Below are 22,045 nucleotides of genomic sequence, written 5' to 3'. Positions count from 1 at the left end.
CAGGCGCGAGGGCGGCTCGCCCCGTCTCAGGAGACCAGCGTCAGCAGGTCGTTCTCCTCGACGGCCTCCACCGACAGGGTGCGGTAGCCGACCTCCTCGAAGAGCACCGTGAGCCGGTCGTCCTCGACCGACATGACGACACCGGGTCCCCACTCCTCGTGCGTGACTGGTGCCTGCACGGTGAACCGGCCGCGGCGGCGCGGGCGCGCCTCGGCGGTGCCCGCCTCGCAGTTGTCGCAGTGGCCACAGGGCTCAGCGAGCTGCTCACCGAAGTAGCCGAGGAGGAACTGGCGCCGGCACCCGGTGGTGTCGGCGTAGCCGCCCATCATCGCCACCCGTGACCGGATGAGCTCCTGGTGGGCCTCCGAGAGGTGCACCGCGTCGGCGACGGCCTGCCGGGTCTCGACGTCGGGGTCGTGCACGATCCGGCCCCGACCCGCCGCCCTGACCGCCCCGACCTGCTCGAGGAGGTTGACCGCCCGGGTGCAGCTCGCGCGGGAGGCGTGCAGCGACCCAGTCAGCTCGCTGAGGCGCACCGGACCGGCTGCAGCGAGCAGGGCCTGGGAGACCGCACGCAGCACGTCCTCCGGGGCGCGGACCGCGGTCAGGAAGGTCTGCAGGTGCAGGTCCTCGCCGCGGTGGAACAGCTCCGTGGTCGCCAGTTCACCGTCGCGCCCCGCCCGGCCGATCTGCTGGTAGTAGGAGTCGAGCGAGTCCGGCACGGCGGCATGGAGCACGAAGCGGATGTCGGGCTTGTCGATGCCCATGCCGAAGGCGGAGGTGGCCACCACCACGTCGACGTCGCCGTCACGGAAGGCCTGGTGCACCTCCTCCCTCCGGTCGGCGCGCAGCCCCGCGTGGTAGCCCATGGCTCGGAGGCCGCGGTCGGTCAGCTCGGTCGACAGGCGGTCGGTCTCCGCGCGGCTCGCGGTGTAGACGAGGCCCCCGCCCGCGAAGCCGGGGGCGCCGACCAGCTCGGCTGCGCGCGACACGAGGGCCTCCCGGCGCTCGTCGGCGTCCGTGCAGCGGACCACGGCGAGCCGCAGGTTGGGCCGGTCGAAGCTCGTCACGGTCTCCCTGACGTCACGCAGGCCCAGTCGCGTCACGATGTCGTCGCGGACGGGTTGGGCGGCGGTAGCGGTCAGGGCCACGACGGGTGGGTGCCCGAGACGCTCGATCACGGGCCGCATACGCAGGTAGTCCGGTCGGAAGTCGTGGCCCCACGAGGACACGCAGTGCGCCTCGTCGATGACGAAGAGGGCGATGCCGGCCGCTCTCAAGCGCTCGACGACGTCCTGGTGTGCCAGCTGCTCGGGAGCCATGAAGACGAAGCGCGCCTCCCCTGCCTCCACCGCGTCCCAGGCCTGCTGGCGCTCGGCGGCCGACTGGGTGGAGTTGACGACCACGGCAGGCGGGGCGCCGGCCTGCGTGAGGGCCTCTACCTGGTCGTGCTGCAGCGCCAGCAGTGGCGAGACCACGAGCGCCGGTCCGTCGACGAGCAGTGCCGGGACCTGGTAGATGGCGGACTTGCCTGCGCCCGTGGGCAGCACGGCGAGTACGTCGTGGCCCTCGAGCACGTGCTCCATCGCCTCGAGCTGGTATGCGTGCAGCTCGTCCCAGCCGAAGGTCTCCTTGGCGGCGCCCTGCAGCCGCTCTCTGTTCGTCGTCGACACGGGCCCCACCTACCCGATCACCGGCGCCGGCGAGCAGGTGAGGTGACCCCCTCCCGTGAGTGGGTACGAGCAGGCCGGTGGCCGCGAGAGGGCTGCCGCTATCGCCGCGCACCGATGGAAGGAGTGTCATGTCGAAGGACGCCATCGTCCTGCTCAAGGAGGACCACCAGGAGGTGCGCAAGCAGTTCCGCGCCTTCCGCAAGCAGGGCCAGACGCCGGTGCAGAAGCAGGGCATCGTCGACACGATCCTCGAGCTGCTCACCGTGCACACCTACATCGAGAACGAGGTGATGTACCCACGGGTGCGGCAGCTGCTGCCCGACCTGGAGGACGACGTGCTCGAGTCCTACGAGGAGCACCACGTCGCCGACGTGCTCTGCATGGAGCTGGCCGCCATGGACGCCACCGACGAGCGCTTCGACGCCAAGACGACCGTGCTCATGGAGAACGTCGAGCACCACATCGAGGAGGAGGAGCAGGAGTGGTTCCCCAAGGTGCGCGAGGGCCTCGGCCGCAACCAGCTGCAGGAGCTCGGTGAGGAGCTGCTCGAGGCGAAGAAGCGCGCTCCCCGACGCCCGGAGCAGCCCAGCGCGATGAAGAAGGCCATCGACGCCGTCGTGTCCTGACCGGCACCGCCGGCCGTTCGCTGAAGGGCCGGGCGGCGTCACCGGGGCGTGAGCGGGTACCTGTGTCGCATGACATCGAACCCCACCACATCCGTGGCGCCGCCCAGCGCGGCCTCCCGCCTGCTCGAACGACTCGTCGAGGGCCGCGAGAGCCTCGACGGCGCGGCCGAGGCCCTGCAGCCGGCCGCTGAGGTGGCCCGCGGCCGCGGACTGTGGCGCCGTGTGGTCACCGGTGAGGTCCTGGGGCATGCCGCGCACCCGCTCATGACGGACCTGCCCATCGGCTTCTTCTCCTCCGCCGCCCTGCTCGACCTCGCGGGCGGCGCTGCCGGACGCGACGCGGCGCGACGCCTCGTCGGGGCCGGCCTGCTCGCCGCCCCCGGCGCAGCCCTGACGGGGCTGGCCGAGTACGCCCCCCTCGGGGCGCGACCCAAGCGGGTCGCGGCCACGCACGCCGCCCTGAACACCGCGTCACTGGGGTTGTATGCCGCGTCGTGGGCACTGCGGCCGCGGAACCACCGCGCGGGTGTGGTCTTCGGGATGGCGGGGCTCGCCGTGTCCGGGCTGTCGGCATACCTCGGTGGTCACCTGGCCATCGGCGAGAAGGTCGGCACGGCCGCGCCGGTCGAGGAGGCCGGGATCCCGCAGGTCGTCGACGCCCTCTGACGCACGACGCCCTCGGCGCTCAAGGTCGTGGGTTCGTGCGAGTCCAACGGCGTTCGTCTCGGCGCCGCCCCATTCCGGCCGCGCACCGTGCGCAGACGGCGATCACCTCGTCGGCGACCCGGCCGGTCGCCGGCTGCACGTCGAGCCAGTCGACGTGCGAGAAGCGCAGCAGCTGGGACCGATGGAGCGACAGGCGGCACACGGTCTGGTTGGTGCCGGGGACCCACGCGTGCACCTCACCCGAAGGCGCGCGTACGCCGTCGGGGTCGGTCCACGAACCGGTTGCGGCGACGGCAGCTCTCATGGGATGCGGGTACCCAGCGCAATGGGATCCACGCGCGTCGGTTTTCCGGAGGGCCGGGTGCGGCCTGCTCTGACCACCTGCATGACGTGAGGTGGTCGGAGTCTCTGGCCGGCGGGCACCTCTGACGTCAGCGGCGCTGCCATCCCACCGCTACGGTCGGCCCATGGCCATCGCTCGCTATCCCAGCTTCGTCATCGACTGCCCTGACGCCGGCGCGCTCGGCACCTTCTACGCCACGCTGCTCGACTGGAACGTCAAGACGTCCGACGGCTGGGCCGAGATCCGTGACCCCCAGACCGGCCAGTGCATCTGCTTCCAGCAGGTGCAGGACTACACCCCGCCGGAGTGGCCGGCCCAGGAGGTGCCGCAGCAGATGCACCTCGACGTCATGGTCGAGGACCTCGACGCCGCCGAGCCGCAGGTCCTGGCCCTCGGCGCGACCAGGGCCGACCACCAACCGGGCACCTCCTTCCGCGTCTTCCTCGATCCGGCCGGCCACCCCTTCTGTCTCTGCGTCAACTGACGGCGCAGCATGATTCAGCGCGCTCTGACCTCAAACCGCCTGCCGCCCTGCGCCCGGACGACCGTCCGGTTGCCCAGCGGCTCTTCCAGCCGCAGGTAGTCGCCTGCCGTCACTCCGTCGCTTCCGACGCCGGAGCAGCCCTCGTCCTGGCTGATGGTGCGCGCTCTCACCGGATTCACCGCGACCTGCGTCGACGTCTCCGTCGCAGTGACGATGAACTGCTCCACGCAGTAGCCGGACTCGCGCCAGGGGAACACGACCATGACGGCCCGCTGATCGGCACCCTTCTGTCGTCATCAGGGGGCATCGAGCGCGTCCGAAGTGTGAGCTACCGGCAGCACGCCCCAGCAGCAGACTCCGCGTCGGCGCCTGCACCCGTGTCGCAGCACACGGGTTCCGCCGGCGTCTCGGGTGCTGCTGCGAACGTGGGGCTGTCGGCGAGCACGGTGTAGACCTCCCAGCGTTCGCCGTTCGGGGCGCCCTCGACCCAGAACTTGTCCTGCTTGGCGTAGCAGCACGTCGTGCCCCGCTCGTCGACCGTGGCCAGACCGTGCTCGGCCAACCGGGTCTGCTCGGAGTCGACGGTGTCGACATCGCGCACCTCGACGCCGAGGTGGTTGAGGCTGCCGCCTCGCCCCGGGTTCTCGATGAGGACGAGCTTGAGGGGCGGCTCGGCGATGGCGAAGTTGGCATAGCCGGGGTGGATCTTGGCCGGTTCTACGCCGAACAGCGCGGAGTAGAAGGCGATCGAGGCCTGCAGGTCCTCGACGTCGAGGGCGAGCTGGATGCGGCTCATGGGATGACACTCCTCAGTCGATATCGATAGTTGTCGATGTTCGGTGCATCGAGGTTGCACCGGGCATCGACGTCTGTCAATATCGACGCGTGTCGAACTCTCAGATGTTGTCGCTGACACCGGTCGAGGTGGCGGCCTGCTGTTCACCGCTGAGCCGGGAACCGTTGAGCCAGGAGGCGGCCGAGGGCGTGGCCCCGATGCTCAAGGCGCTGGCAGACCCGGTCCGCCTGCGGCTGCTCTCGCTCGTGGCCAGCCACGAGGGCGGCGAGGCGTGTGTCTGCGACCTCAACGACGCGTTCGACCTGTCGCAACCGACCATCAGCCATCACCTCAAGGTGCTGCACGAGGCCGGCCTCCTCGACCGGGAGAAGCGGGGGGTGTGGGTCTACTACCGGTCCAGCCCGACCGCCCTGTCGTCGCTGGCCACCCTCATCGCCGGCGCCACCCCGTGAGGCTCCGGCAGAAGGTCGCTGCCGAGTTCGTCGGTAGCGCGTTCCTCGTCGCGGCCGTCATCGGCTCGGGAGCCGCCGCCAGCAGGCTGTCTCCTCACGACGTCGGCCTCCAGCTGCTGGAGAACTCGATCGTCACGGGCGCCGTCCTGGTCGCCCTGATCCTGGCCCTGCACCCGGTCTCGGCCTCCTTCAACCCGGTCATCACCGCGCTCGAGCGCGTCCTGGGCGCGATCACGAGCCGGGTCGCCGTCGCCCTCATCTGCGCCCAGCTGGCAGGCGCAGTGACCGGAGCCGTCATCGCCAACCTCATGTTCGACCTGCCCGCCGTCTCGCTGTCAACGCACACGAGGACGGGCTCCGGGCTGTGGCTCGGTGAGGTCGTCGCGACCCTGGGCCTCGTCCTCATCGTCTTCGGAACGCTGCGCGGCACCGAGAGCAGTCGCGTCGCGTATGCGGTCGGCGGCTACATCACCGGCGCGTACTGGTTCACCAGCTCCACGTCGTTCGCCAACCCCGCCGTCACCCTGGCCCGCACTCTGTCCGACACCTTCGCCGGCATCGCACCCGCCAGCGTGCCGGTCTTCATCCTCGCCCAGCTCCTCGGTGGTGCCGCCGGACTCGGCGTCCTGACGCTGCTGCACCCGCGTCGACGCGAGCCCGTGGCGACCACGCCCTGAAAGGACCGCCTCCATGACCGACCCGTCCTCCACCGACCGGCCCACCGTCCTCTTCGTCTGCGTGCACAACGCCGGCCGCTCCCAGATGGCCGCCGGCTACCTGCAACACCTGGCCGGTGACCGCATCCGAGTGCTGTCCGCCGGATCCCAACCGGCCCACCAGATCAACCCCGTCGCCGTACAGGCCATGGCCGAGGACGGCATCGACATCACCACCGAGACCCCGAAACTGCTCACTGACGCCGCCGCACGCGAGGCCGACGTCGTCGTGACCATGGGCTGCGGCGACGCGTGCCCCTTCTACCCCGGCAAACGCTACGAGGACTGGGAGCTCGACGACCCGGCAGGACAGGACCTCGAGCACGTGCGCCCGATCCGGGACGAGATCCGCAACCGCATCGAGGACCTCATCGCCGAGCTCACCCATACCTGAGGGCTACACGCCGATAAACCCTTGCGAGTGGATGGCACAGGGTGACTGACTGAGGGCCCGTCCAACCCCAGGAGTGTTGAGCGCATGCCGCTACCCACGCCCACCTTGAGCACCCCCCGACTGCGACTGCGCCCGTTCGAGGACGCGGACGTGGAGGACCTCTTCGCGCTGCAGAGCAACGCCCTCGTGCTGCGCTACTGGGACTCCCCACCGTGGACGGACCGCGCCCGGGCCGCACAGTTCCTCGCGACGTGCCGGCAGATGGCTGAAGACGGCACCGGGGCGCGGCTGGCGGTCGATCGAGCCGCGGACGGCGCGTTTCTCGGCTGGTGCACCCTGAACAACTGGAACCCGACCTACCGCAGCGTGTCCTTGGGCTACTGCTTCGGAGAAGCCGCGTGGGGGCACGGCTATGCCACCGAGGCCGCACGCGCCTTGCTGCAGTGGGCTTTCCCGACGCTCGACCTCAATCGTGTCCAGGCCGAGGCTGACACGCGCAACGTGGCGTCTGCTCGCGTCCTGAAGAAGCTCGGGTTCGTGCTCGAAGGGACGCTGCGAGAGGACTGCGTGGTGGACGGCGACGTCTCGGACTCGTGGGTCTTCGGGCTTCTGCGACGGGAGTGGCAGGCCTCGCCAGCGCACGTTCCAGCCGGCTGAGCCATTCGCCGTCCTGCCGTCGAGGCAACCATCGCTGGGCTCGTTCGTGGTGTAGACGTGAGAGTGATGACAGGGGACGTACGCGCCGCCAGCGCGGCGGCGACGGACGGCGCCTTCGCTGCCGTGTTCGACGCGAACGCGGCACGGCTGGTCCGGTTCGCCGCCTTCCTCGGCGCCGAGGATGCCGAGGACGTGGTGCAGGAGGCGTTCTGCCGCCTCTACGCCCGCCGGGCCACCTTCACCGGCGACGTGCACCAGGCGGGCGCCTACCTGCACCGCACCGTACTCAACCTGGTGCGGGACCGAGGGCGCCGTCACGTCCGGACGGTACGCATACTTCGTCTCCACCACCGCGACGCGGAACGCGTCGCACCCTCGGTCGAGCTGCTCTCGCAGGCATCCGAGGAGGGCCGTCGTCTCGTGGCCGCGCTCGGCTGCCTGCCCCGACGCCGTCGCGAGGCGGTGACGCTGCGCTTCTGGCTCGACCTGTCCTATTCGGAGATCGCGGCCGCGATGGGCACGAGCGTCGGCGCTGCCAAGTCCGCCGTGTCACGCGGCATCGACGACCTCCACCGACACCTGGAGCAACCATGAGCGACACACCCGCACGCACGCCCGATGCCTCGACCGGCGCCAGGACGCCCGACCCCCGTGAGCACGACCTGGCCCTGCTCTTCCGGCAGGCCGGCACCGCTCTGGACGCCGACCCCGAGCGGGTACGGCCGCGAGTCCGTGCCCACACACCAACCCGGGCGGGGAGACGCGCGGCCCCGTGGGCGGCGGCCGCAGCCGCGGGCATCGTCGCGATCGGCGCGGTCGGTGCAGCAACAAGCTGGCTCGGCCACTCCAACTCGGTCACGGCCGCGGCTCCCACGACGAGCTCTTCAGCGTCTCCCGATGCTCAGGTGTCTACGCCCGCCCGGGTCACGTCCGACGCGGGTCGCACGACGACAACCGGGCCGTCGCCCTTCCGACTGACACCGGGTATGCCGTTGCCGGCCGCCCAGCGGCGCGCTGACTACGTGCCCGTCAGCTCCGACCTGCGGCTGCGCGGTCAGGTGCTCGGCCTGGCGACGGTGCACGTGCAGGGCAAGCCCTACCACCTGCTGCTGGTGCCCGGCCGCGCGCTGCCCGGGCACGAGATCGACGGCCGGCTCCCGCAGGGCGCCTGTCTCGTCTGGTTGCCGGCCACCGCGTCACTGAACGGCACCTCGGCCTCGAACCACCAGGCCGGGGCCTGCAACCAGCTTCCAGCGCCGGGAGCGCAAGGCCACCGAGCCCTGGGGGGTGCCGGACTTCTCGACCCCGGCACGAATGACATCGACGAGTTGCGCGACCAGTCGGTCGCGTTGGTGATGACCACCACGGAGGTCGCGACGGTGCAGCTACGCCAGTCGGGACGCACCCTCGCCCTCCCCCACCGGCTCATCATCCCGGGCCTCGACGGTGCGATCTTCCTCGGGGTCCAGCCCTACATACCGGAGAACAAGGCGTCGCAAGCGCAGTTCATCGGGCTCGATCGCACCGGCACCGAGGTCTTCCGCTTCTGAGGGATCACCGGGCGACGCGCCGGGATCACTTCGGGACGCGGTGGACGCTTCGGCGCCCTCGGTCCGGTGGACAGGTTCCCGGCGTGTCGTCTCCCGGTTCGACCCGATGGGTACTGGTTCGGCACCCCATCGAAGGAGATCGCTGTGGAAGAGCCACGGACGCCCCCGACCCTCACCGAGCCGACGGAGCCCCACGACCCCTACCCGCCACAGCCGGACCAGGGGGCACCCGAGACCGTCACCGCGACCGGCAAGCCGACCGGTGCGCCGGACACCGCCCGCGCGCAGTCGGGCGCCTACCTCACGACCAGCCTGGGTGTGCGGCTGCGCGACACGGACCACTCCCTCAAGGCCGGCGAGCGCGGACCGACACTGCTGCAGGACCACCACCTGCGCGAGAAGATCACCCACTTCGACCACGAGCGCATCCCCGAGCGCGTCGTCCACGCCCGCGGCAGCGGCGCGCACGGCGTGTTTCGCGGCTATGGCACCGCGTCGTCCGTGACGACCGCCGGGTTCCTCGCCGACGGCGTCGAGACCCCGGTCTTCGTGCGCTTCTCGACGGTGCTGGGCTCCCGGGGCTCCGCCGACACGGTGCGAGACACCCGCGGCTTCGCCGTGAAGTTCTACACCGACGAGGGCACGTTCGACCTCGTCGGCAACAACATGCCGGTCTTCTTCATCCAGGACGGCATCAAGTTCCCCGACGTCGTGCACGCCGCGAAGCCGCACCCGGACCGCGAGATCCCCCAGGCGCAGTCGGCGCACGACACCTTCTGGGACTTCGTCTCGCTGCACACCGAGGCCCAGCACCACACGATGTGGAACATGTCCGACCGTGGCATCCAGGCGTCCCTGAGGATGATGGAGGGCTTCGGCGTCCACACCTTCCGGCTCGTCGACGCCGAGGGCGCCTCGACGCTCGTGAAGTTCCACTGGAAGCCGAAGCAGGGCGTGCACTCCCTCGTGTGGGAGGAGGCGCAGCTGGCGGCCGGTGGTGACCCCGACTTCCACCGCCGCGACCTCGCCGACGCGATCGAGGCCGGCAACTTCCCGCAGTGGGAGCTGGGCATCCAGACGTTCCCGGACACCCCGGAGCAGATGTTCGAGGGCATCGACCTGCTCGACCCGACGAAGCTGGTCCCCGAGGAGCTGGCGCCGGTCCAGCCCATCGGCCTGATGACGCTCACGGCCAACCCGACGAACTTCTTCGCCGAGACCGAGCAGGTCGCCTTCCACGTGGGCAACCTCGTGCCGGGCATCGACGTCACCAACGACGCGCTGCTGCAGGCGCGGCTCTTCTCCTACGTCGACACCCAGCTCACCCGGCTCGGCGGCCCGAACTTCAACCAGATCCCCATCAACCGTCCGCAGGCACCGGTCAACGACATGCTCCGCGACGGCTTCCACCAGCACGCCGTGCACGCCGGCGTTGCGCCCTACCGGCCGAACTCGCTCGACGGCGGCTGCCCGTTCCACGCCGGCGCCGGCGACCGGCCCTTCGTCGAGGTGCCGGCCGTGGTGCAGGAGAGTGCGAAGGTGCGTGCCCAGGCTCGCTCGTTCGACGACCACTTCTCGCAGGCTCGACTCTTCTACCGTTCGATGAGCCCGGTCGAGCAGGACCACATCAAGGGTGCGTATGCCTTCGAGCTGGCCAAGTGCTACGAGCAGGTCATCCGCGAGCGTCAGCTGCAGTGCCTGGCCAACATCGACGAGGGGCTGAGCGCGTCGGTGGCTGCAGCGCTCGGCATGCCGGCGCCCTCCCCGACCATCGAGGTCCCCGACGTCGAGCCGAGCCCGGCGCTGTCGCAGCTGGGCACGCCCTACCCGGCGACGGGTCGCAAGGTGGGCATCGTCGTCGACACGTCCACCGACCCCGAGGCGGCGGCGGCCGTCGTCTCGGCCGTGACGGCATACGACCTCATGCCCTTCGTGATCGCCCCGACCGGCGGAACGCTGGGAGAGCTCATCGTGGCGAGGACGTATGCGACGGCCCGCTCCTTCGAGTTCGACGCGCTCGTCGTGCTCGGCGCTGCACCCGGCGCCGACGCGATGCCGGGGCTCGACGCCCGCGCCGGCCAGCCGAGCGACGGGGGTCCCGCCGTGGACCCGCGCATCGACGTGGTGCTCGCCGAGACGTGGCGGCACTGCAAGGCGCTCGGCGCCCTCGGCGATGCGGGACGCGCCGCGTTCGACGCTGCCGGGATCCCGGACTCCGCGCCCGGGGTTCTCGCGGGCAGCGACGCGAGCGCGCCGGCGGACCTGCTGGCCGAGCTGACCGAGCTGCTGACCATGCACCGCGTCTGGGACCGGTTCACCCCCGCCAGCGCCTGACGCGTGACAGCCCGAGCGCCCGCCCCCAGCCTGGAGGCGGGCGCTCGGTGCGTCTGGCCGGCGCGGACGGGCAACTACAGCTCCCTGCGGACCCCGGCCTCGTGCACGAGGGACGCGAGCTCGCTGTCCGCGTCACCGGTCATCGTGTCGGCGCTCGGGCCACGGCGGCCGAGCGGCAGCACGGTGCGGTGGCGGACGTCCTCCAGCTCGAAGCCCAGCGCCGCGTAGGCCGCGATGATGCCGAGCACGACTCCCACCCAGCCGGCAGCGGTGAGCCAGCCCGACGACCCGGTCAGCTCGCCGACTCCGGTGACGGCGAAGCGCAGGGCGCTGACGCCCATGACGAGCAGGCCGGCCAGCTTGCCGGTGGCCGCGATCGTGGGCACGCACATCGCGACGGCCGAGCACAGGAGCAGCACCCCGAGCGCCGGAGAGGTCGCTCCCGGGGGCGAGGTCAGCATGGCGAAGCCGATCCCGGCCCAGGTGCCGGCCAGGATGCCCATGCCGGTGCCCGCCACCGGGTCGCGCGCCAGGTAGCCGAGCACACAGGCGACCAGCTGGAGCGGCACCGTCAGGGCGAGCACGCCCATCGCCACGACGTGCCGCTGGTCGGGCGCCAGCACGTGCAGCTGGAGCATCGCGAGCGCGGTCGTGGCGACCATGAGGGCGAGGAACCCCAGCGGCAGGGGGTTCCCGAGCGGGCGCACCACCACGCGCACGGCGGGTGGCCCGTCGAGGCCCGGGGAGGGCGATCCTTGTCTCACGACATACAACCTGGAGTCCTGGGCGGGCACGGTGTCCTCCTCCTCGTCGGGCTCAGCCGTCGGCGAGCGGCATCGCGGTCGGGACCTCCATGGTCACTGCCGCTCCCTTACCCGACGCGACCCGCGTGACGCCGCCCCCCGCCGCACCCACGCGACCCCACCCCAACGCCAAGTCGAGGGAAGTGCCCCTCGGGTGGCACGAACCCACCCGAGGGGCCGCGAACGAGAACTGAGCGATGACGAACGCTGCTCGAAGGACCTCCTCTCAGTCGCATCCACGACCGTGGACTCCGCGTCGCGGCGGCGACCGCTCCCGACCGGTCCACTGACGCCTCACCAGCCGTGCACCGGCATGACGAGCCCGGTGCGGCGTCGCGGCGTCGGCGCCTGCGCGCCCGTCACCAGGCCACGACCGCGGCACGACCGGCGGCGTGCAGCGGGGCGGTTCCAGGGCCTCGACGATCGCCGCGAACTCGGCGTCGAGCAGGTCCGTGTCGGAGCACACGAGTGCCAGGAACTCGGCGTCGACGTCCGGCGCGAGGACGGCGTCGGACGCCTGGAGCTCGACGAACACGGCTGCGCCCCCCTCAGGCGGTGATGGCCTGCCGGTCCTGCCGCTGCTCGACCTGGATCTTCCGGGGCCTCGCCTTCTCTGCCACCGGGATGGTCAGGCTCAGCACTCCCGCGTCGTACCTCGCCTCGATCCGCTCGGTGTCGAGGCTGTCGCCGAGGACGAGCTGCCGGCTGAAGACTCCCCTGGGCCGCTCGGCCGCCACGAGCTCGGCATCGCTCGCGCGCGTGGGCCGTTCGGCCCGGACCGTCACGACGTTGCGCTCGACGTCGAGGTCGATGGACGCCGGGTCGACACCGGGCAGGTCCAGCTCGACGTGGAAGACGTCTCCGTCGCGCCACGCGTCGAGCGGCATGGCCGAGGGTCGGGCGGCCGTGCCGGTCGCTCCCATCGCGAGCTGCGCGATCCGGTCCAGCTCACGGAAGGGGTCACGGAAGGGGTCGGTGCGCATCAGCATCGTCGTCACCTCCATGTCATCTCTGATGCTCCTGGTGGCCACGACCGCACGCTGCGATCTGTGGCATGCGCTATAGATTTCTTGTAGCACCGATGACAACCTGATGCAAGAGGAAGAGCCGGTACCCGGCAGTCCGGCGCGCACGAGGAGAGGAACCACCCGATGAGCGGACCCGCGCCAGCCTCCGACCAGGGGGTCTACGGCATCACCGTCGCGGCCCAGCTCGTCGGGATGGAGGTGCAGAGCCTGAGGCTCTACGAGTCGCGGGGCCTGCTCAAGCCCGACCGCACCGAGGGCGGCACGCGGCGCTACAGCGAGGACGACCTCGCCCGACTGCGCCGGATCGCAGGGCTGCTCGCCGACGGCGTCAACCTCGCGGGCATCAGGATGCTGCTCGAGCTGCAGGACGAGAACCACAGGCTGCGCGGCGAGATCAAGCGGCAGGGTCCCCCTCGTCGAGGGCGATGACGACGCCCGATCGGGGCAGGGCGGGGATGCGACCCCATGCCCACCCGAGGTCCTGACCACGCGCCAGGTGGCCGCCGAGCGTCGCCAGACGGGCGCACGTCAGGGCCAGCAGGCCGTTGGCCACGAGCTCGCCGGGGCAGCGGTGGCCGCTCTCGGGCCGACCGCCGCCGTGCGGCACGAACGGGGGGCTCCACTCCGCCCCGGTGCCGAGGAAGCGCTCGGGGTCGAAGCGTTGGGGCTGATCCCACTCCTGCGCGTCGTGGTTGGTGGCCATGACGTCGAGGAGCACCCGCCGCCCGGCGGGTATGGGGCACCGCTCGAACTCGGTGTCGCGCGTGGCGATCGCGGCGAGCGCGGGGACGAACGGGTAGAAGCGACGGACCTCGTGGGCGAAGGCCGTCGCCAGCGGACCGGCGACCGCGCTCCCCCGCTCCGCCACCTCGTCCGCCAGCCGTTGCTGCCACTCTGGCGCCTCGAAGAGGGCGAGGGCTCCGAAGGCCGCGAACCGGGCCACGGCCACGGTGGGGCGCAGCACGTTGAGCAGCTCGACCGCTGCGGTGCGGACGCCGAGCAGCTCACCGTCCGGCCCACGGTGGCTCGCCACCTGGGCCAGCACCGAGTCCGCGGGTGGCGTCCGCTGCCCGGACCGGGTCTCGCGCACCAGGGCAGCAGCCCAGCGGTCGCACACGACCCGGCGTCGCCAGGCCGCCACGTAGGGGACGACGGGTGTGGCGAAGCTGTCGACGATGACCGCCAGGTCCTCGGAGCGGCGCGCCTCGACCTCGGGAGGCACGTCGATGCCCGCCCACCGGATGACTGCGCGGCCGTAGACCTGCGTCGTCGTCGGGAAGACGACGCCGCCGCCCTGGCGCCGCCACTGCCCCAGAGCATCTGCGAGGAGATCGTCGGCGAGGTCGAACAGCCCGGTGAGCCGCTCGGGGTCCATCAGCGCGTCGACGAACATCCGCTTGCGCTGCCGGTGCGGCTCGCCGTCCAGACCGTGCACGGCGCCACGGCCGAACAGCGGCGCCGCGACGGCCTGCGGCATGGCACCGGTGCGACGCATCACCGTCGAGTCGTAGAAGAGGCGCACGCCGTCCGACCCGCCCACGACGGTGGCGGGCCGTCCGAGGAGACGGACCGTGACGGCATACCTCGGGCACGTCGCCGACTCGGCGGCGCTGCGCTCCCGTCTGGCGCGCGCCGTGAACTCGTAGCCGTGGCGGATCAGGTCGACCGTCTGGTCGAGCCACATGGGAGCCTCCCTCGCTGTCCCGGTGCGGGTCGGGGCTGGTCTACCCGATGGCCGGGTGCTGAACCACGGGCGCTCCGGCGGCGCGTGGCGCGCCGACCGCTGGGTAGGGGCGAGACCAATGGCGGTCCGAGCCGCCAGCCCGACTCGAAGGAGGATCCATGGATCTGCTCGCGAGCACGACCATCCGCGCCGACGCTGCACGCGTCTACGACTTCTGGCGCGACTTCACCAACCTGGCGCAGGTGATGGCCCATCTCGAGAAGGTGGTCGTCACCGGCGAGAGCACCTCGCACTGGACCGCCTCGGCCCCGTTCGGCAAGAGCGTCGAGTGGGACGCGGAGATCACCGAGGACGTCCCCGGCGAGCGCATCGCGTGGACGTCCGTGGGCGATGCCACCGTCCCCAACCAGGGGAAGGTCTGGTTCGGCGCGGCACCGGACGGCGAGAGCACCGAGGTGCACGCCCTCATCGCCTACGACCTGCCGGGCGGCGCGGTCGGCAAGGCCGCGGCGAAGTACTTCGGCGAGGAGCCGAACCAGCAGCTCGACGACGACCTGCGCCGCTTCAAGCAGGTCATGGAGACGGGCGACATCGTCCGCTCCGACGGGGCGCCCTGGGGCAAGCGGGCGCGCAAGGAGTTCCCGCAGCGCCCGGCTCAACCCATGAGCGCCGAGGAGCGCGAGGAGGTGCTCGCATGAGGGCCGTGACCTGGGCAGGCCGCAACTCGGTCGAGGTCCGCGACGTGCCGGACCCGTCCATCCTGAACCGGCGGGACGCGATCGTGAAGGTGACGTCGACGGCGATCTGCGGGTCCGACCTGCACCTCGTCGACGGCTACGTCCCGTCGATGGAGAACGGCGACATCCTCGGCCACGAGTTCATGGGCGAGGTCGTCGAGGTGGGCCCGGACATCGCGCCGGACACCCTCAAGGTCGGCGACCGCGTCGTGGTGCCCTTCCCCATCGCCTGCGGCGCCTGTGCGTCGTGCGCCGCCGGGCTCTTCTCCTGCTGCGAGAACAGCAACCCCAACGCGGGAATCGCCGAGAAGCTCTACGGCCACCCGCTCTGCGGCATCTTCGGCTACTCCCACCTCACGGGAGGGTATGCGGGAGGGCAGGCCGAGTTCGTGCGCGTGCCCTTCGCCGACGTGGGGCCGCTCAAGATCGAGTCCGACCTGACCGACGAGCAGGTGCTCTTCCTCAGCGACATCCTGCCCACCGGCTACATGGGCGCCGACATGTGCGACATCGAGTCGAAGGACGTCGTGGCCGTCTGGGGCGCCGGGCCCGTGGGCCAGTTCGCGATGGACAGCGCCCGCATGCTCGGGGCGCACGAGGTCATCGCGATCGACCGGGAGCCCTACCGCCTCGAGATGGCGGCGGCCGCCGGCTACACGACGATCAACTTCGACGAGGTCGACGTCCGCGACCGGCTGCAGGAGCTGACCGCCGGCCGCGGCCCGGACAAGTGCATCGACGCCGTGGGTCTCGAGGCCACGCACGGCAGCCCGCACATCAACGCGTACGACCGCGTCAAGCAGGCGGCCCGGCTCGAGACGGAGCGGCCGCACGCGCTCCGGCAGGCCATCGTCGCGTGCCGCAGCGGCGGCATCGTCTCCGTGATCGGCGTCTACGGCGGCTTCATGGACAAGTTCCCCGTCGGCTCGTGGATGAACCGGTCGATCACGTTGCGCACCGGGCAGGCCCACGTCCAGCGCTACATGGAGCCGCTGCTGCGGCGCATCGAGGCGGGCGACATCGACCCCACGCGCATCATCACCCACCGGCTGCCTCTGGAGGAGGCGCCTCGCGGCTACGAGCTCTTCAAGGAGAAGCAGGACGGCTGCGAGAAGGTCGTGCTCAAGCCCTAGCCAGACACGACGAGACCCACGGAGCCCCCGGTCCGAGCGGACCGGGGGCTCCCTGGTGTCTGCAGGCATCCCGTCGCCGGGCGCCGTGTTCCGACTACTCGGTCAGACGGTCGAGCAGGCCCGACGCGATGGCCTCACCGAGGGCCTCCGGGCCGTCGAAGACCTCGACGGCACCCGCCTCGCGCAGCTCGGCCTCGCTGAACCCGCCGGTCCGCAGCCCGATCGAGGGAATGCCGGCGGCCTTGGCGGCGCGAGCGTCCCAGATCGAGTCGCCGACCATCACGCCGCGTGTGCCGCCGACGCGCTCCAGGGCGACGTCGAGCAGGTCGGCGGCCGGCTTGCTCTCCTCGACGTCCTCCGAGGTGGTCCAGGCGTCTGCGATCGACGTGCCGTCGAAGAGGTCGAGGAACGTCTTGATGTGCTGCGGCTGCCCCGAGCTCGCGAGCACCAGGCGGCGGTCCTGGCCCTTGACCGCCTCGAGCAGGGCGCGGGTTCCCTCGAAGGCCGTCACCTCGCCGATGATGCGGTCGAACTGCTCGCTCCAGAGGTCACGCAGCTCGTCTCCCGACTCCTTCTCGACGTCGTCGCCGGCGACGTGGCCGACGAGCTTGTCGCCGCCCATGCCGATGGCACGGTGCACGCGCCACAGCGGCGGGTGCAGGTCCTTCTCCCCGAAGGCTCGGGCCCAGGCGAGAGTGTGGTGGTAGTTGCTGTCGACGAGGGTGCCGTCCACGTCCAGGATCACGGTGTCGATCATGGAGACCTCGTACCCAGCCGGTCAGCTGCGTGGCGTCGGGCGCAGCTCGGCTCGCTCGCCGGGCCTGACCACCCGGATGCCGGAGTGCCCGGCGTCGCCGGCCTTCGCGAGGAAGGCGCTGAGCGGCGAACGGAAGACGCCGTAGTCGGAGTGGTGCACCGGCACGGTCTGCCGGGGCCGGATGCGGCCGAGGAAGTCGACGCCCTGGTCAGCGTCCATGGTCACCGTGTGGAAGAGGACCCGCGTGCCGCCGAGGTGCACGACCGCGGTGTCGATGTCGGGGAAGCGGCGGCGCACGGCGTCGAGGTGGTCGCCGGTCAGGGTGTCCCCACTGACGTAGACGCGGTGCTGCACCTCGTCGCCGACTCGGTGCTCGATGACCGAGCCCATGACGGGAGGCAGCATCGCCCCCATGACGCCGCGCGCGTGGATGCCGGGCACGGCCGTCACCGTGAGCGACTCGCCGCCGTCGCCGAGGACGTGCTGCTGCCAGTCGCTCAGGGCCCGGGTGTCGAAGCCCCAGGAGCCGAGGCGGCGAGCCGCTTCCGGCGTCGTCAGCACCGGTGGGCGCCGGTCCAGCCCGCGGCGGGCGACCCGGTCGAAGTGGTCGCCGTGCAGGTGCGAGAGGACCACGGCGTCGAGCCGCGGCAGCTGGTCGATCTCCAGGGCCGGGTCGGTGAGGCGCCGGGACCACAGGCCCTTGCCGAGGTAGGCGCGCTGGCCCTTGTGCAGGAAGTTGGGGTCGGTCAGCACGGTGAACGACCCGAGCTCGAGCACCGTCGTGGCGGTCCCGACAAAGGTGAGCGCCGCGGTGGGGGCGGTGCCGTCCTCGCCCGCGGTGACGGCGGTCGCCTCCTGCGCCGCGCTCGTGGCGGTGGACGTGCTCGGCTCCGGTTCGACGCTCATGGTGACCTCTTCCCACTGGTGGTCGACCGCGGCGTTCTGCCCCGCGGTCCTTGCCCACGTTCCCGCGCGGTGCGTCCCTAAACGGAACAGCCACGGGCAGATCGCCTGCGCGGTGGGTATGACCCTGGGAGTCGAAGGGAGCGACTCGCGCGCGCAGGCCGTCTGCCGCGCCACCGCCCGCACGATCGCCGGCCCCGGAGGGGACGGCTCGGAACACCTGGGAGCCAAGGGATGAGCACGACGAGCAGCGCAGCGGAACGCCCCGCCACGCGCTACCTGCACCGGGTGGCCGAGGACTTCGAGCAGCTGGGCGAGCGGCTGGCCCGCTCGGGCGACGCCGACCCGTTCGGCGCCGTCGCCCGGCTCGCCGCCGAACGGGTGCCCGCGGCACGGGCCGCGAGCATCACGACGCTGCGAGACGGCCGCTTCACGACCGCTGCGTCCAGCGACGACATCGGGCGCAGGGCCGACGCGATCCAGTACGACGTCGGCTCGGGTCCGTGCCTCGATGCCATAGTCGAGCGCACCATCTACCAACCGAAGGAGCTCGGCGCCGACGAGAGGTGGCCGGAGTTCGGGCGTCGCGTGGTGGCAGAGCTGGGCCTGCACAGCATGCTGTCCTTCCGCATGACCGTCGATTCGGCGGACGTCATCGCGGGCCTCAACCTCTACGCCGAGGCACCCGACGCCTTCGACGAGCACGACGTGGCTGAGGGCCTCCTGCTGACGACGTACGCGGCCCAGGCCGTGGCCACCGCCCGGATGGTGGCGCGCGCAGAGAACCTCGAGCGCGCCCTCGCGTCCAACCGCGACATCGGCACCGCCATCGGCGTCCTCGTCGCCCAGCACCGGCTCACCCGCGAGCAGGCCTTCGACCTGCTGCGGATCGCGAGCCAGAACACCAACCGCAAGCTGCACGACGTCGCCCTCGACGTCATCGACACCGGCACCGTCGACGTCGCTCCCCACGCGCGCGCGTAGCCGCCGGTCTCCCCCGCCAGCCACCAGATCGACCGACAGGAAGAGCTCCCGTGTCAGACCAGACGACCCCCCAGGACCCCGCCGAGCAGTACCCGCAGCCCGACACCGCGGACGAGAGCATCCCGCACCCCGGCCTGACCCGTGAGATGGACTCCGAGCCCGACCACGGCGAGCAGTCCTACCAGGGCTCGAACCGCCTCTCCGGCAAGCGGGCGGTCATCACCGGTGGGGACTCGGGCATCGGCCGTGCCGTCGCGATCGCGTTCGCCCGGGAGGGAGCCGACGTGCTCATCGCGTGCCTGCCGGACGAGAAGGAGGACGCCGAGCAGACCCGCCGTCTGGTCGAGGAGGCCGGCCGGCGCGGCGTCGTCTGCCTGACCGACCTCACCGAGGAGGCGGAGTGCAACCGGGTGGTCGACGAGGCGGTCGAGCAGCTCGGCGGCCTCGACATCCTCGTCAACAACGCGGCATACCAGATGGCCCAGCCGGGCGGCCTCGAGGACATCACGACCGAGCAGCTCGACCGGGTCATGAAGACGAACCTCTACGCGATGTTCTGGCTCACCCGGCGCGCGCTGCCGCACCTCGGCAAGGGCGCCACCATCATCAACACCTCCTCTATCCAGTCGCGCCAGCCCTCCCCCGAGCTGCTCGACTACGCCACGACCAAGGCGGGCATCGTCGCGTTCACCCAGGGCCTCGCGCAGTCCGTCGCGGAGCGCGGCATCCGGGTCAACGCCGTGGCGCCCGGACCCATCTGGACACCGCTCATCCCCGCGACCATGCCGGGGGGCAAGGTCGAGGGGTTCGGCGAGCAGACGCCGCTCGGACGCGCCGGGCAGCCCGCCGAGCTCGCGCCCGCCTACGTCTTCCTCGCCTCCCAGGAGTCGAGCTACGTCACCGGCGAGGTCATCGGCGTGACCGGCGGCAACCCGCTCACCTGAGCCGCCCACCGCGACACGGCAGCGCCCCCGGGTGGTCGTCGGACCACCCGGGGGCGCTTGTCGTATGCCGTCAGCCGCGCTCGTCCGTGACCCCCGAGCCGGGCGCCCTGCCGCCCGGCTCGGACACCGACGGGCCGGTCTCGTAGTGCCGGAAGAGCCGCTGCTCCTCGGCCTCGTCGAGGTGCCCGTTCTCGGGGTCGACGTTCGGGGCGTCCTTGACGTGGTTCCACGTGTAGGCGACGGTGAGGCCCTCGTCGGTCAGCTGCGCGCCCTCCAGCGGCACGAACGTCTCACGGGTTCCGAAGAGGCCCGTGTTGACGGTGACCCACTCCGGCCGGCCGCTCTGGTCGTCGACGTACGCCTGGCCGGCCGGGCCGATCTTCTCTCCGTCGCTGCCGTAGACGGTCGTACCGGGCAGGGTGCTGAGCTCGTCGGTGCTGATCATCGCTTCTCCTTCGCGGCGCGGAGCGGCTCGAGTGCAGCTGCTGCCGGGCGCAGCAGCTCCCCGCCCGCGTACCCCCGGCTCCTCGCGCCAACCGCATCGATGACGCCGGGCCCTCCGGGGCGGCCGCGCGACCGGGGCCTTGGTGCGGTAGACAGGGTGTCGGACGAAAAGAGGACCCCATGGCTCCGACGAGTCCCGCTGACACCCCGCACCCCGCCCGCCCCGGTGGCGGCCTCAGCCGCGAGCGCATCGTGGACGCCGCGATCCAGCTGATCGACGCCGACGGAGTCACCGCCCTGACCATGCGGCGGCTCGGCTCGAGCCTCCAAGTCGAGGCGATGTCGCTCTACCGCTACGTCAACGGCCGCGAGGACCTGCTCGAAGCGGTCGTCGACGCCCTCGTCGACTCGGTCGAGGTGCCACCTCCTGGTCGCCTGCAGCCGGTCGACGGCTGGCAGGCGTTCCTCCAGGTGCTCGCGCACGACGTGCGCCGGCTCGCGCTCGAGCACCCCGCCGCCTTCCCCCTCATCGCCACGCGGCACCCCGCCGCCCCGTGGCTGCGCCCGCCGCTGCGCAGCCTCCGGATCGTGGAGGCCTTTCTCGAGGGCCTGCGCGCCCGCGGGTTCACCGACGACCAGGCCGTCCGCGCGTACCGCACGTTCACGAGCTTCCTGCTCGGTCACCTGCTGCTGGAGTCGGCGATGCAGGGGGCGGACATGTCGCCTGTCGAGGAGCCGCTCGACGAGGGCGACGCGGCGCTGCCCAATCGCGACGAGTCGCTGGACCTCGGCCACTACCCCTCCCTGACCCGTCTACGACCGCGGCTCACCGAGGACCACGCCGAGGAGGAGTTCGAGGCAGCCCTCGAGCACCTCCTCGTCAGGCTGGACCTCGAGCTGGCGCAGTAGCCGGGAGCCGCGTCAGCGTTGCTGACGAGCGGATCTCACGAGGCCATCGCGGCGTAGCCGCTCGCGTCGTGGAGGGCGAGGCCGGCATACGAGCTGTATGCCGAGGCACCCGAGTCGACGAGCGCGAGCTGGGCCTCCATGTCGGTGCGGGTCCACCCGAAGAAGGTCTGCTTCCGGTCGACGGCCGTGTCACCGAGGTGGGTGGTCTCCTGGCCCAGGCGCACCGGCTTGCCGAGCGCAGAGCCGGCTGCCAGCTCGGTGGACGCGACGTCGAGAGTGCCGTCGGGGCCGGTGGCCGTGTTGCGGTAGGCCATGACGGTGACACCGGCCGTGCGCTTCATGATCTCGCGGTCGAGCGTCGAGGAAGCGCCGGTGCTCGACTTGGCGGCGATGGTGCCGAACCAGAACGGGATGTCCGACTCGATGGGCATGCTGCCGGCGTTGGCGTTGAGCTTGTCGAGCAACGTGAGGTAGCTCGCCACGACCGTGGACTGCTTGGTGGTCCAGGCCGGGAGGGAGTAGGGCTCGACGTCGGTGTGGATGCCGGTGAACAGGCCCGAGCTCTTGGCGGGCTTGAGCCAGTAGGTGACGACCCAGCTCGCGTTGTCGACCCAGGTGGGGTCGCCGCCGAGGGCGTCGACCCGGATGCCGGCGGCGCGGGCACGCTGGCTCAGGGTCGTGATGTCGGGCAGCTGGCTCGAGGTGGCGAGGTTGGGCGGGACGGCCACGTAGAGCTGGCCGATCCCGGAGCTGACGGCCAGGTCGACGGTGGCCTGGGGCGTGCTGGTGTCCCACACCCACATCGCGCGGGTCCGGTTCACGGCAGCCGCCGTGGTGGCGCCGGCCGCGCTCGCCACGCTGGACGCGCCGCCCCTCTGGGTCGCGCCCGCGGTGGGCGCTGCGACGAGCGCGGTGACGACCACGGCGAGGAAGGCGAGGAAGGGACGAAGGGCGACACGCATGGAAAACTCCGGAGGGCGACGAGACTGTTACCACCCGAATTGTCCGTATCGCGGGCCACCGCTGCA

Annotated in this window: 28 protein-coding genes; 16 read left to right on the top strand and 12 right to left on the bottom strand. The window is 71.5% G+C overall.

The window, feature by feature from the left end; translation table 11 throughout:
- Positions 1-26: 26 nt before the first annotated feature.
- Complete coding sequence (locus AB0316_RS06970) at positions 27-1,673, bottom strand: RecQ family ATP-dependent DNA helicase (RefSeq protein ID WP_366271697.1); 1,647 nt, start codon at positions 1,671-1,673, stop codon at positions 27-29.
- A gap of 128 nt (positions 1,674-1,801) precedes the next feature.
- Between AB0316_RS06970 and AB0316_RS06965 the strand changes: the two genes are divergently transcribed.
- Positions 1,802-2,299 carry a hemerythrin domain-containing protein gene (locus tag AB0316_RS06965; protein ID WP_366271695.1) on the top strand — a complete coding sequence of 166 codons (498 nt, stop codon included), beginning with the start codon at positions 1,802-1,804 and terminating at the stop codon, positions 2,297-2,299.
- A 69-nt stretch (positions 2,300-2,368) separates the two neighbouring features.
- A complete protein-coding gene (locus AB0316_RS06960; protein ID WP_366271693.1) occupies positions 2,369-2,965 on the top strand; it encodes a DUF2231 domain-containing protein in 597 nt (198 codons plus the stop codon).
- Positions 2,966-2,984: 19 nt separating this feature from the next.
- Here the strand turns inward: AB0316_RS06960 and AB0316_RS06955 are convergent, their stop codons facing one another.
- Complete coding sequence (locus AB0316_RS06955) at positions 2,985-3,269, bottom strand: hypothetical protein (RefSeq protein WP_366271691.1); 285 nt, start codon at positions 3,267-3,269, stop codon at positions 2,985-2,987.
- Positions 3,270-3,432: 163 nt separating this feature from the next.
- On the opposite strand from AB0316_RS06955, the gene AB0316_RS06950 reads away from it, so the two are divergent.
- On the top strand, positions 3,433-3,792 hold the full coding sequence (locus tag AB0316_RS06950; protein WP_366271689.1) for a VOC family protein: 360 nt from the start codon (positions 3,433-3,435) through the stop codon (positions 3,790-3,792).
- 14 nt (positions 3,793-3,806) lie between these two features.
- Here the strand turns inward: AB0316_RS06950 and AB0316_RS06945 are convergent, their stop codons facing one another.
- Together AB0316_RS06945 and AB0316_RS06940 are read right to left on the bottom strand one after the other, a co-directional pair.
- Positions 3,807-4,055 (bottom strand): hypothetical protein, encoded by a 249-nt coding sequence (locus tag AB0316_RS06945; protein WP_366271687.1) that lies wholly within the window; start codon positions 4,053-4,055, stop codon positions 3,807-3,809.
- 65 nt (positions 4,056-4,120) lie between these two features.
- Positions 4,121-4,588, bottom strand: coding sequence for an ArsI/CadI family heavy metal resistance metalloenzyme (locus AB0316_RS06940; protein ID WP_366271685.1), 468 nt, complete (start codon positions 4,586-4,588; stop codon positions 4,121-4,123).
- A 104-nt stretch (positions 4,589-4,692) separates the two neighbouring features.
- Between AB0316_RS06940 and AB0316_RS06935 the strand changes: the two genes are divergently transcribed.
- The 7 genes from AB0316_RS06935 to AB0316_RS06905 all read left to right on the top strand — a co-directional run bounded on the left by AB0316_RS06935 (position 4,693) and on the right by AB0316_RS06905 (position 10,691).
- Complete coding sequence (locus tag AB0316_RS06935) at positions 4,693-5,040, top strand: metalloregulator ArsR/SmtB family transcription factor (protein WP_366272813.1); 348 nt, start codon at positions 4,693-4,695, stop codon at positions 5,038-5,040.
- A complete protein-coding gene (locus AB0316_RS06930) occupies positions 5,037-5,717 on the top strand; it encodes an aquaporin (RefSeq protein ID WP_366271683.1) in 681 nt (226 codons plus the stop codon). Before AB0316_RS06935 ends, AB0316_RS06930 begins: the two co-directional genes overlap by 4 nt.
- Before the next feature lie 13 nt (positions 5,718-5,730).
- A complete protein-coding gene (locus tag AB0316_RS06925; RefSeq protein WP_366271681.1) occupies positions 5,731-6,150 on the top strand; it encodes an arsenate reductase ArsC in 420 nt (139 codons plus the stop codon).
- Positions 6,151-6,234: 84 nt separating this feature from the next.
- Positions 6,235-6,807, top strand: a complete 573-nt coding sequence (locus AB0316_RS06920; RefSeq protein ID WP_366271679.1) for a GNAT family protein — start codon at positions 6,235-6,237, stop codon at positions 6,805-6,807.
- Positions 6,808-6,873: 66 nt separating this feature from the next.
- Positions 6,874-7,401, top strand: a complete 528-nt coding sequence (locus tag AB0316_RS06915; protein ID WP_366271677.1) for an RNA polymerase sigma factor — start codon at positions 6,874-6,876, stop codon at positions 7,399-7,401.
- The gene (locus AB0316_RS06910; protein ID WP_366271675.1) at positions 7,398-8,357 is read left to right on the top strand and encodes a hypothetical protein; all 960 of its coding nucleotides are present in this window, start codon (positions 7,398-7,400) and stop codon (positions 8,355-8,357) included. The genes AB0316_RS06915 and AB0316_RS06910 overlap by 4 nt, the downstream gene beginning before the upstream one ends.
- Positions 8,358-8,501: 144 nt before the next feature.
- Positions 8,502-10,691: a catalase gene (locus tag AB0316_RS06905; protein ID WP_366271673.1), complete on the top strand. Its 2,190-nt coding sequence runs from the start codon at positions 8,502-8,504 to the stop codon at positions 10,689-10,691.
- Between the two features lie 74 nt (positions 10,692-10,765).
- Here the strand turns inward: AB0316_RS06905 and AB0316_RS06900 are convergent, their stop codons facing one another.
- From AB0316_RS06900 to AB0316_RS06890, 3 genes are all read right to left on the bottom strand, one after another.
- The gene (locus tag AB0316_RS06900; RefSeq protein WP_366271671.1) at positions 10,766-11,455 is read right to left on the bottom strand and encodes a GPR1/FUN34/YaaH family transporter; all 690 of its coding nucleotides are present in this window, start codon (positions 11,453-11,455) and stop codon (positions 10,766-10,768) included.
- Positions 11,456-11,720: 265 nt separating this feature from the next.
- On the bottom strand, positions 11,721-12,029 hold the full coding sequence (locus tag AB0316_RS06895) for a hypothetical protein (RefSeq protein ID WP_366271669.1): 309 nt from the start codon (positions 12,027-12,029) through the stop codon (positions 11,721-11,723).
- Between the two features lie 13 nt (positions 12,030-12,042).
- Entirely contained in the window at positions 12,043-12,483 is a 441-nt protein-coding gene (locus tag AB0316_RS06890) for an Hsp20 family protein (RefSeq protein ID WP_366272811.1), read from the bottom strand.
- Between the two features lie 162 nt (positions 12,484-12,645).
- Here AB0316_RS06890 and AB0316_RS06885 point away from each other — a divergent pair, with 162 nt between their 5' ends.
- A complete protein-coding gene (locus AB0316_RS06885) occupies positions 12,646-12,951 on the top strand; it encodes a MerR family transcriptional regulator (protein WP_366271667.1) in 306 nt (101 codons plus the stop codon).
- On the opposite strand, the gene AB0316_RS06880 is transcribed toward AB0316_RS06885, so the two are convergent.
- The gene (locus tag AB0316_RS06880; RefSeq protein WP_366271666.1) at positions 12,917-14,206 is read right to left on the bottom strand and encodes a cytochrome P450; all 1,290 of its coding nucleotides are present in this window, start codon (positions 14,204-14,206) and stop codon (positions 12,917-12,919) included. The two genes, AB0316_RS06885 and AB0316_RS06880, sit on opposite strands and share 35 nt — an antisense overlap.
- 158 nt (positions 14,207-14,364) lie before the next feature.
- Between AB0316_RS06880 and AB0316_RS06875 the strand changes: the two genes are divergently transcribed.
- The gene (locus AB0316_RS06875; RefSeq protein ID WP_366271664.1) at positions 14,365-14,904 is read left to right on the top strand and encodes an SRPBCC family protein; all 540 of its coding nucleotides are present in this window, start codon (positions 14,365-14,367) and stop codon (positions 14,902-14,904) included.
- Complete coding sequence (locus AB0316_RS06870) at positions 14,901-16,076, top strand: zinc-dependent alcohol dehydrogenase (protein ID WP_366271662.1); 1,176 nt, start codon at positions 14,901-14,903, stop codon at positions 16,074-16,076. The genes AB0316_RS06875 and AB0316_RS06870 overlap by 4 nt, the downstream gene beginning before the upstream one ends.
- Positions 16,077-16,170: 94 nt before the next feature.
- Here AB0316_RS06870 and AB0316_RS06865 read toward each other — a convergent pair whose 3' ends face one another.
- Together AB0316_RS06865 and AB0316_RS06860 are read right to left on the bottom strand one after the other, a co-directional pair.
- Complete coding sequence (locus AB0316_RS06865; RefSeq protein WP_366271660.1) at positions 16,171-16,833, bottom strand: HAD family hydrolase; 663 nt, start codon at positions 16,831-16,833, stop codon at positions 16,171-16,173.
- Between the two features lie 21 nt (positions 16,834-16,854).
- Positions 16,855-17,739, bottom strand: coding sequence for an MBL fold metallo-hydrolase (locus AB0316_RS06860; RefSeq protein WP_366271658.1), 885 nt, complete (start codon positions 17,737-17,739; stop codon positions 16,855-16,857).
- Between the two features lie 231 nt (positions 17,740-17,970).
- Here AB0316_RS06860 and AB0316_RS06855 point away from each other — a divergent pair, with 231 nt between their 5' ends.
- Both AB0316_RS06855 and AB0316_RS06850 read left to right on the top strand, forming a co-directional pair.
- Positions 17,971-18,720 carry a GAF and ANTAR domain-containing protein gene (locus tag AB0316_RS06855; protein WP_366271656.1) on the top strand — a complete coding sequence of 250 codons (750 nt, stop codon included), beginning with the start codon at positions 17,971-17,973 and terminating at the stop codon, positions 18,718-18,720.
- Between the two features lie 50 nt (positions 18,721-18,770).
- Positions 18,771-19,664: an SDR family oxidoreductase gene (locus AB0316_RS06850; protein ID WP_366271654.1), complete on the top strand. Its 894-nt coding sequence runs from the start codon at positions 18,771-18,773 to the stop codon at positions 19,662-19,664.
- A 70-nt stretch (positions 19,665-19,734) separates the two neighbouring features.
- Here the strand turns inward: AB0316_RS06850 and AB0316_RS06845 are convergent, their stop codons facing one another.
- Entirely contained in the window at positions 19,735-20,109 is a 375-nt protein-coding gene (locus tag AB0316_RS06845; protein WP_366271652.1) for a PRC-barrel domain-containing protein, read from the bottom strand.
- Positions 20,110-20,288: 179 nt separating this feature from the next.
- Between AB0316_RS06845 and AB0316_RS06840 the strand changes: the two genes are divergently transcribed.
- Positions 20,289-21,017, top strand: a complete 729-nt coding sequence (locus AB0316_RS06840; RefSeq protein ID WP_366271650.1) for a TetR/AcrR family transcriptional regulator C-terminal domain-containing protein — start codon at positions 20,289-20,291, stop codon at positions 21,015-21,017.
- Positions 21,018-21,052: 35 nt separating this feature from the next.
- Here the strand turns inward: AB0316_RS06840 and AB0316_RS06835 are convergent, their stop codons facing one another.
- Positions 21,053-21,979: a hypothetical protein gene (locus AB0316_RS06835; protein WP_366271649.1), complete on the bottom strand. Its 927-nt coding sequence runs from the start codon at positions 21,977-21,979 to the stop codon at positions 21,053-21,055.
- Positions 21,980-22,045: the final 66 nt, after the last annotated feature.

Origin of the sequence: Terrabacter sp. NPDC080008, from assembly GCF_040702505.1 — a bacterium.
GTDB lineage: Bacteria > Actinomycetota > Actinomycetes > Actinomycetales > Dermatophilaceae > Terrabacter.
This window is presented reverse-complemented; position numbering and strand designations above follow the sequence as displayed.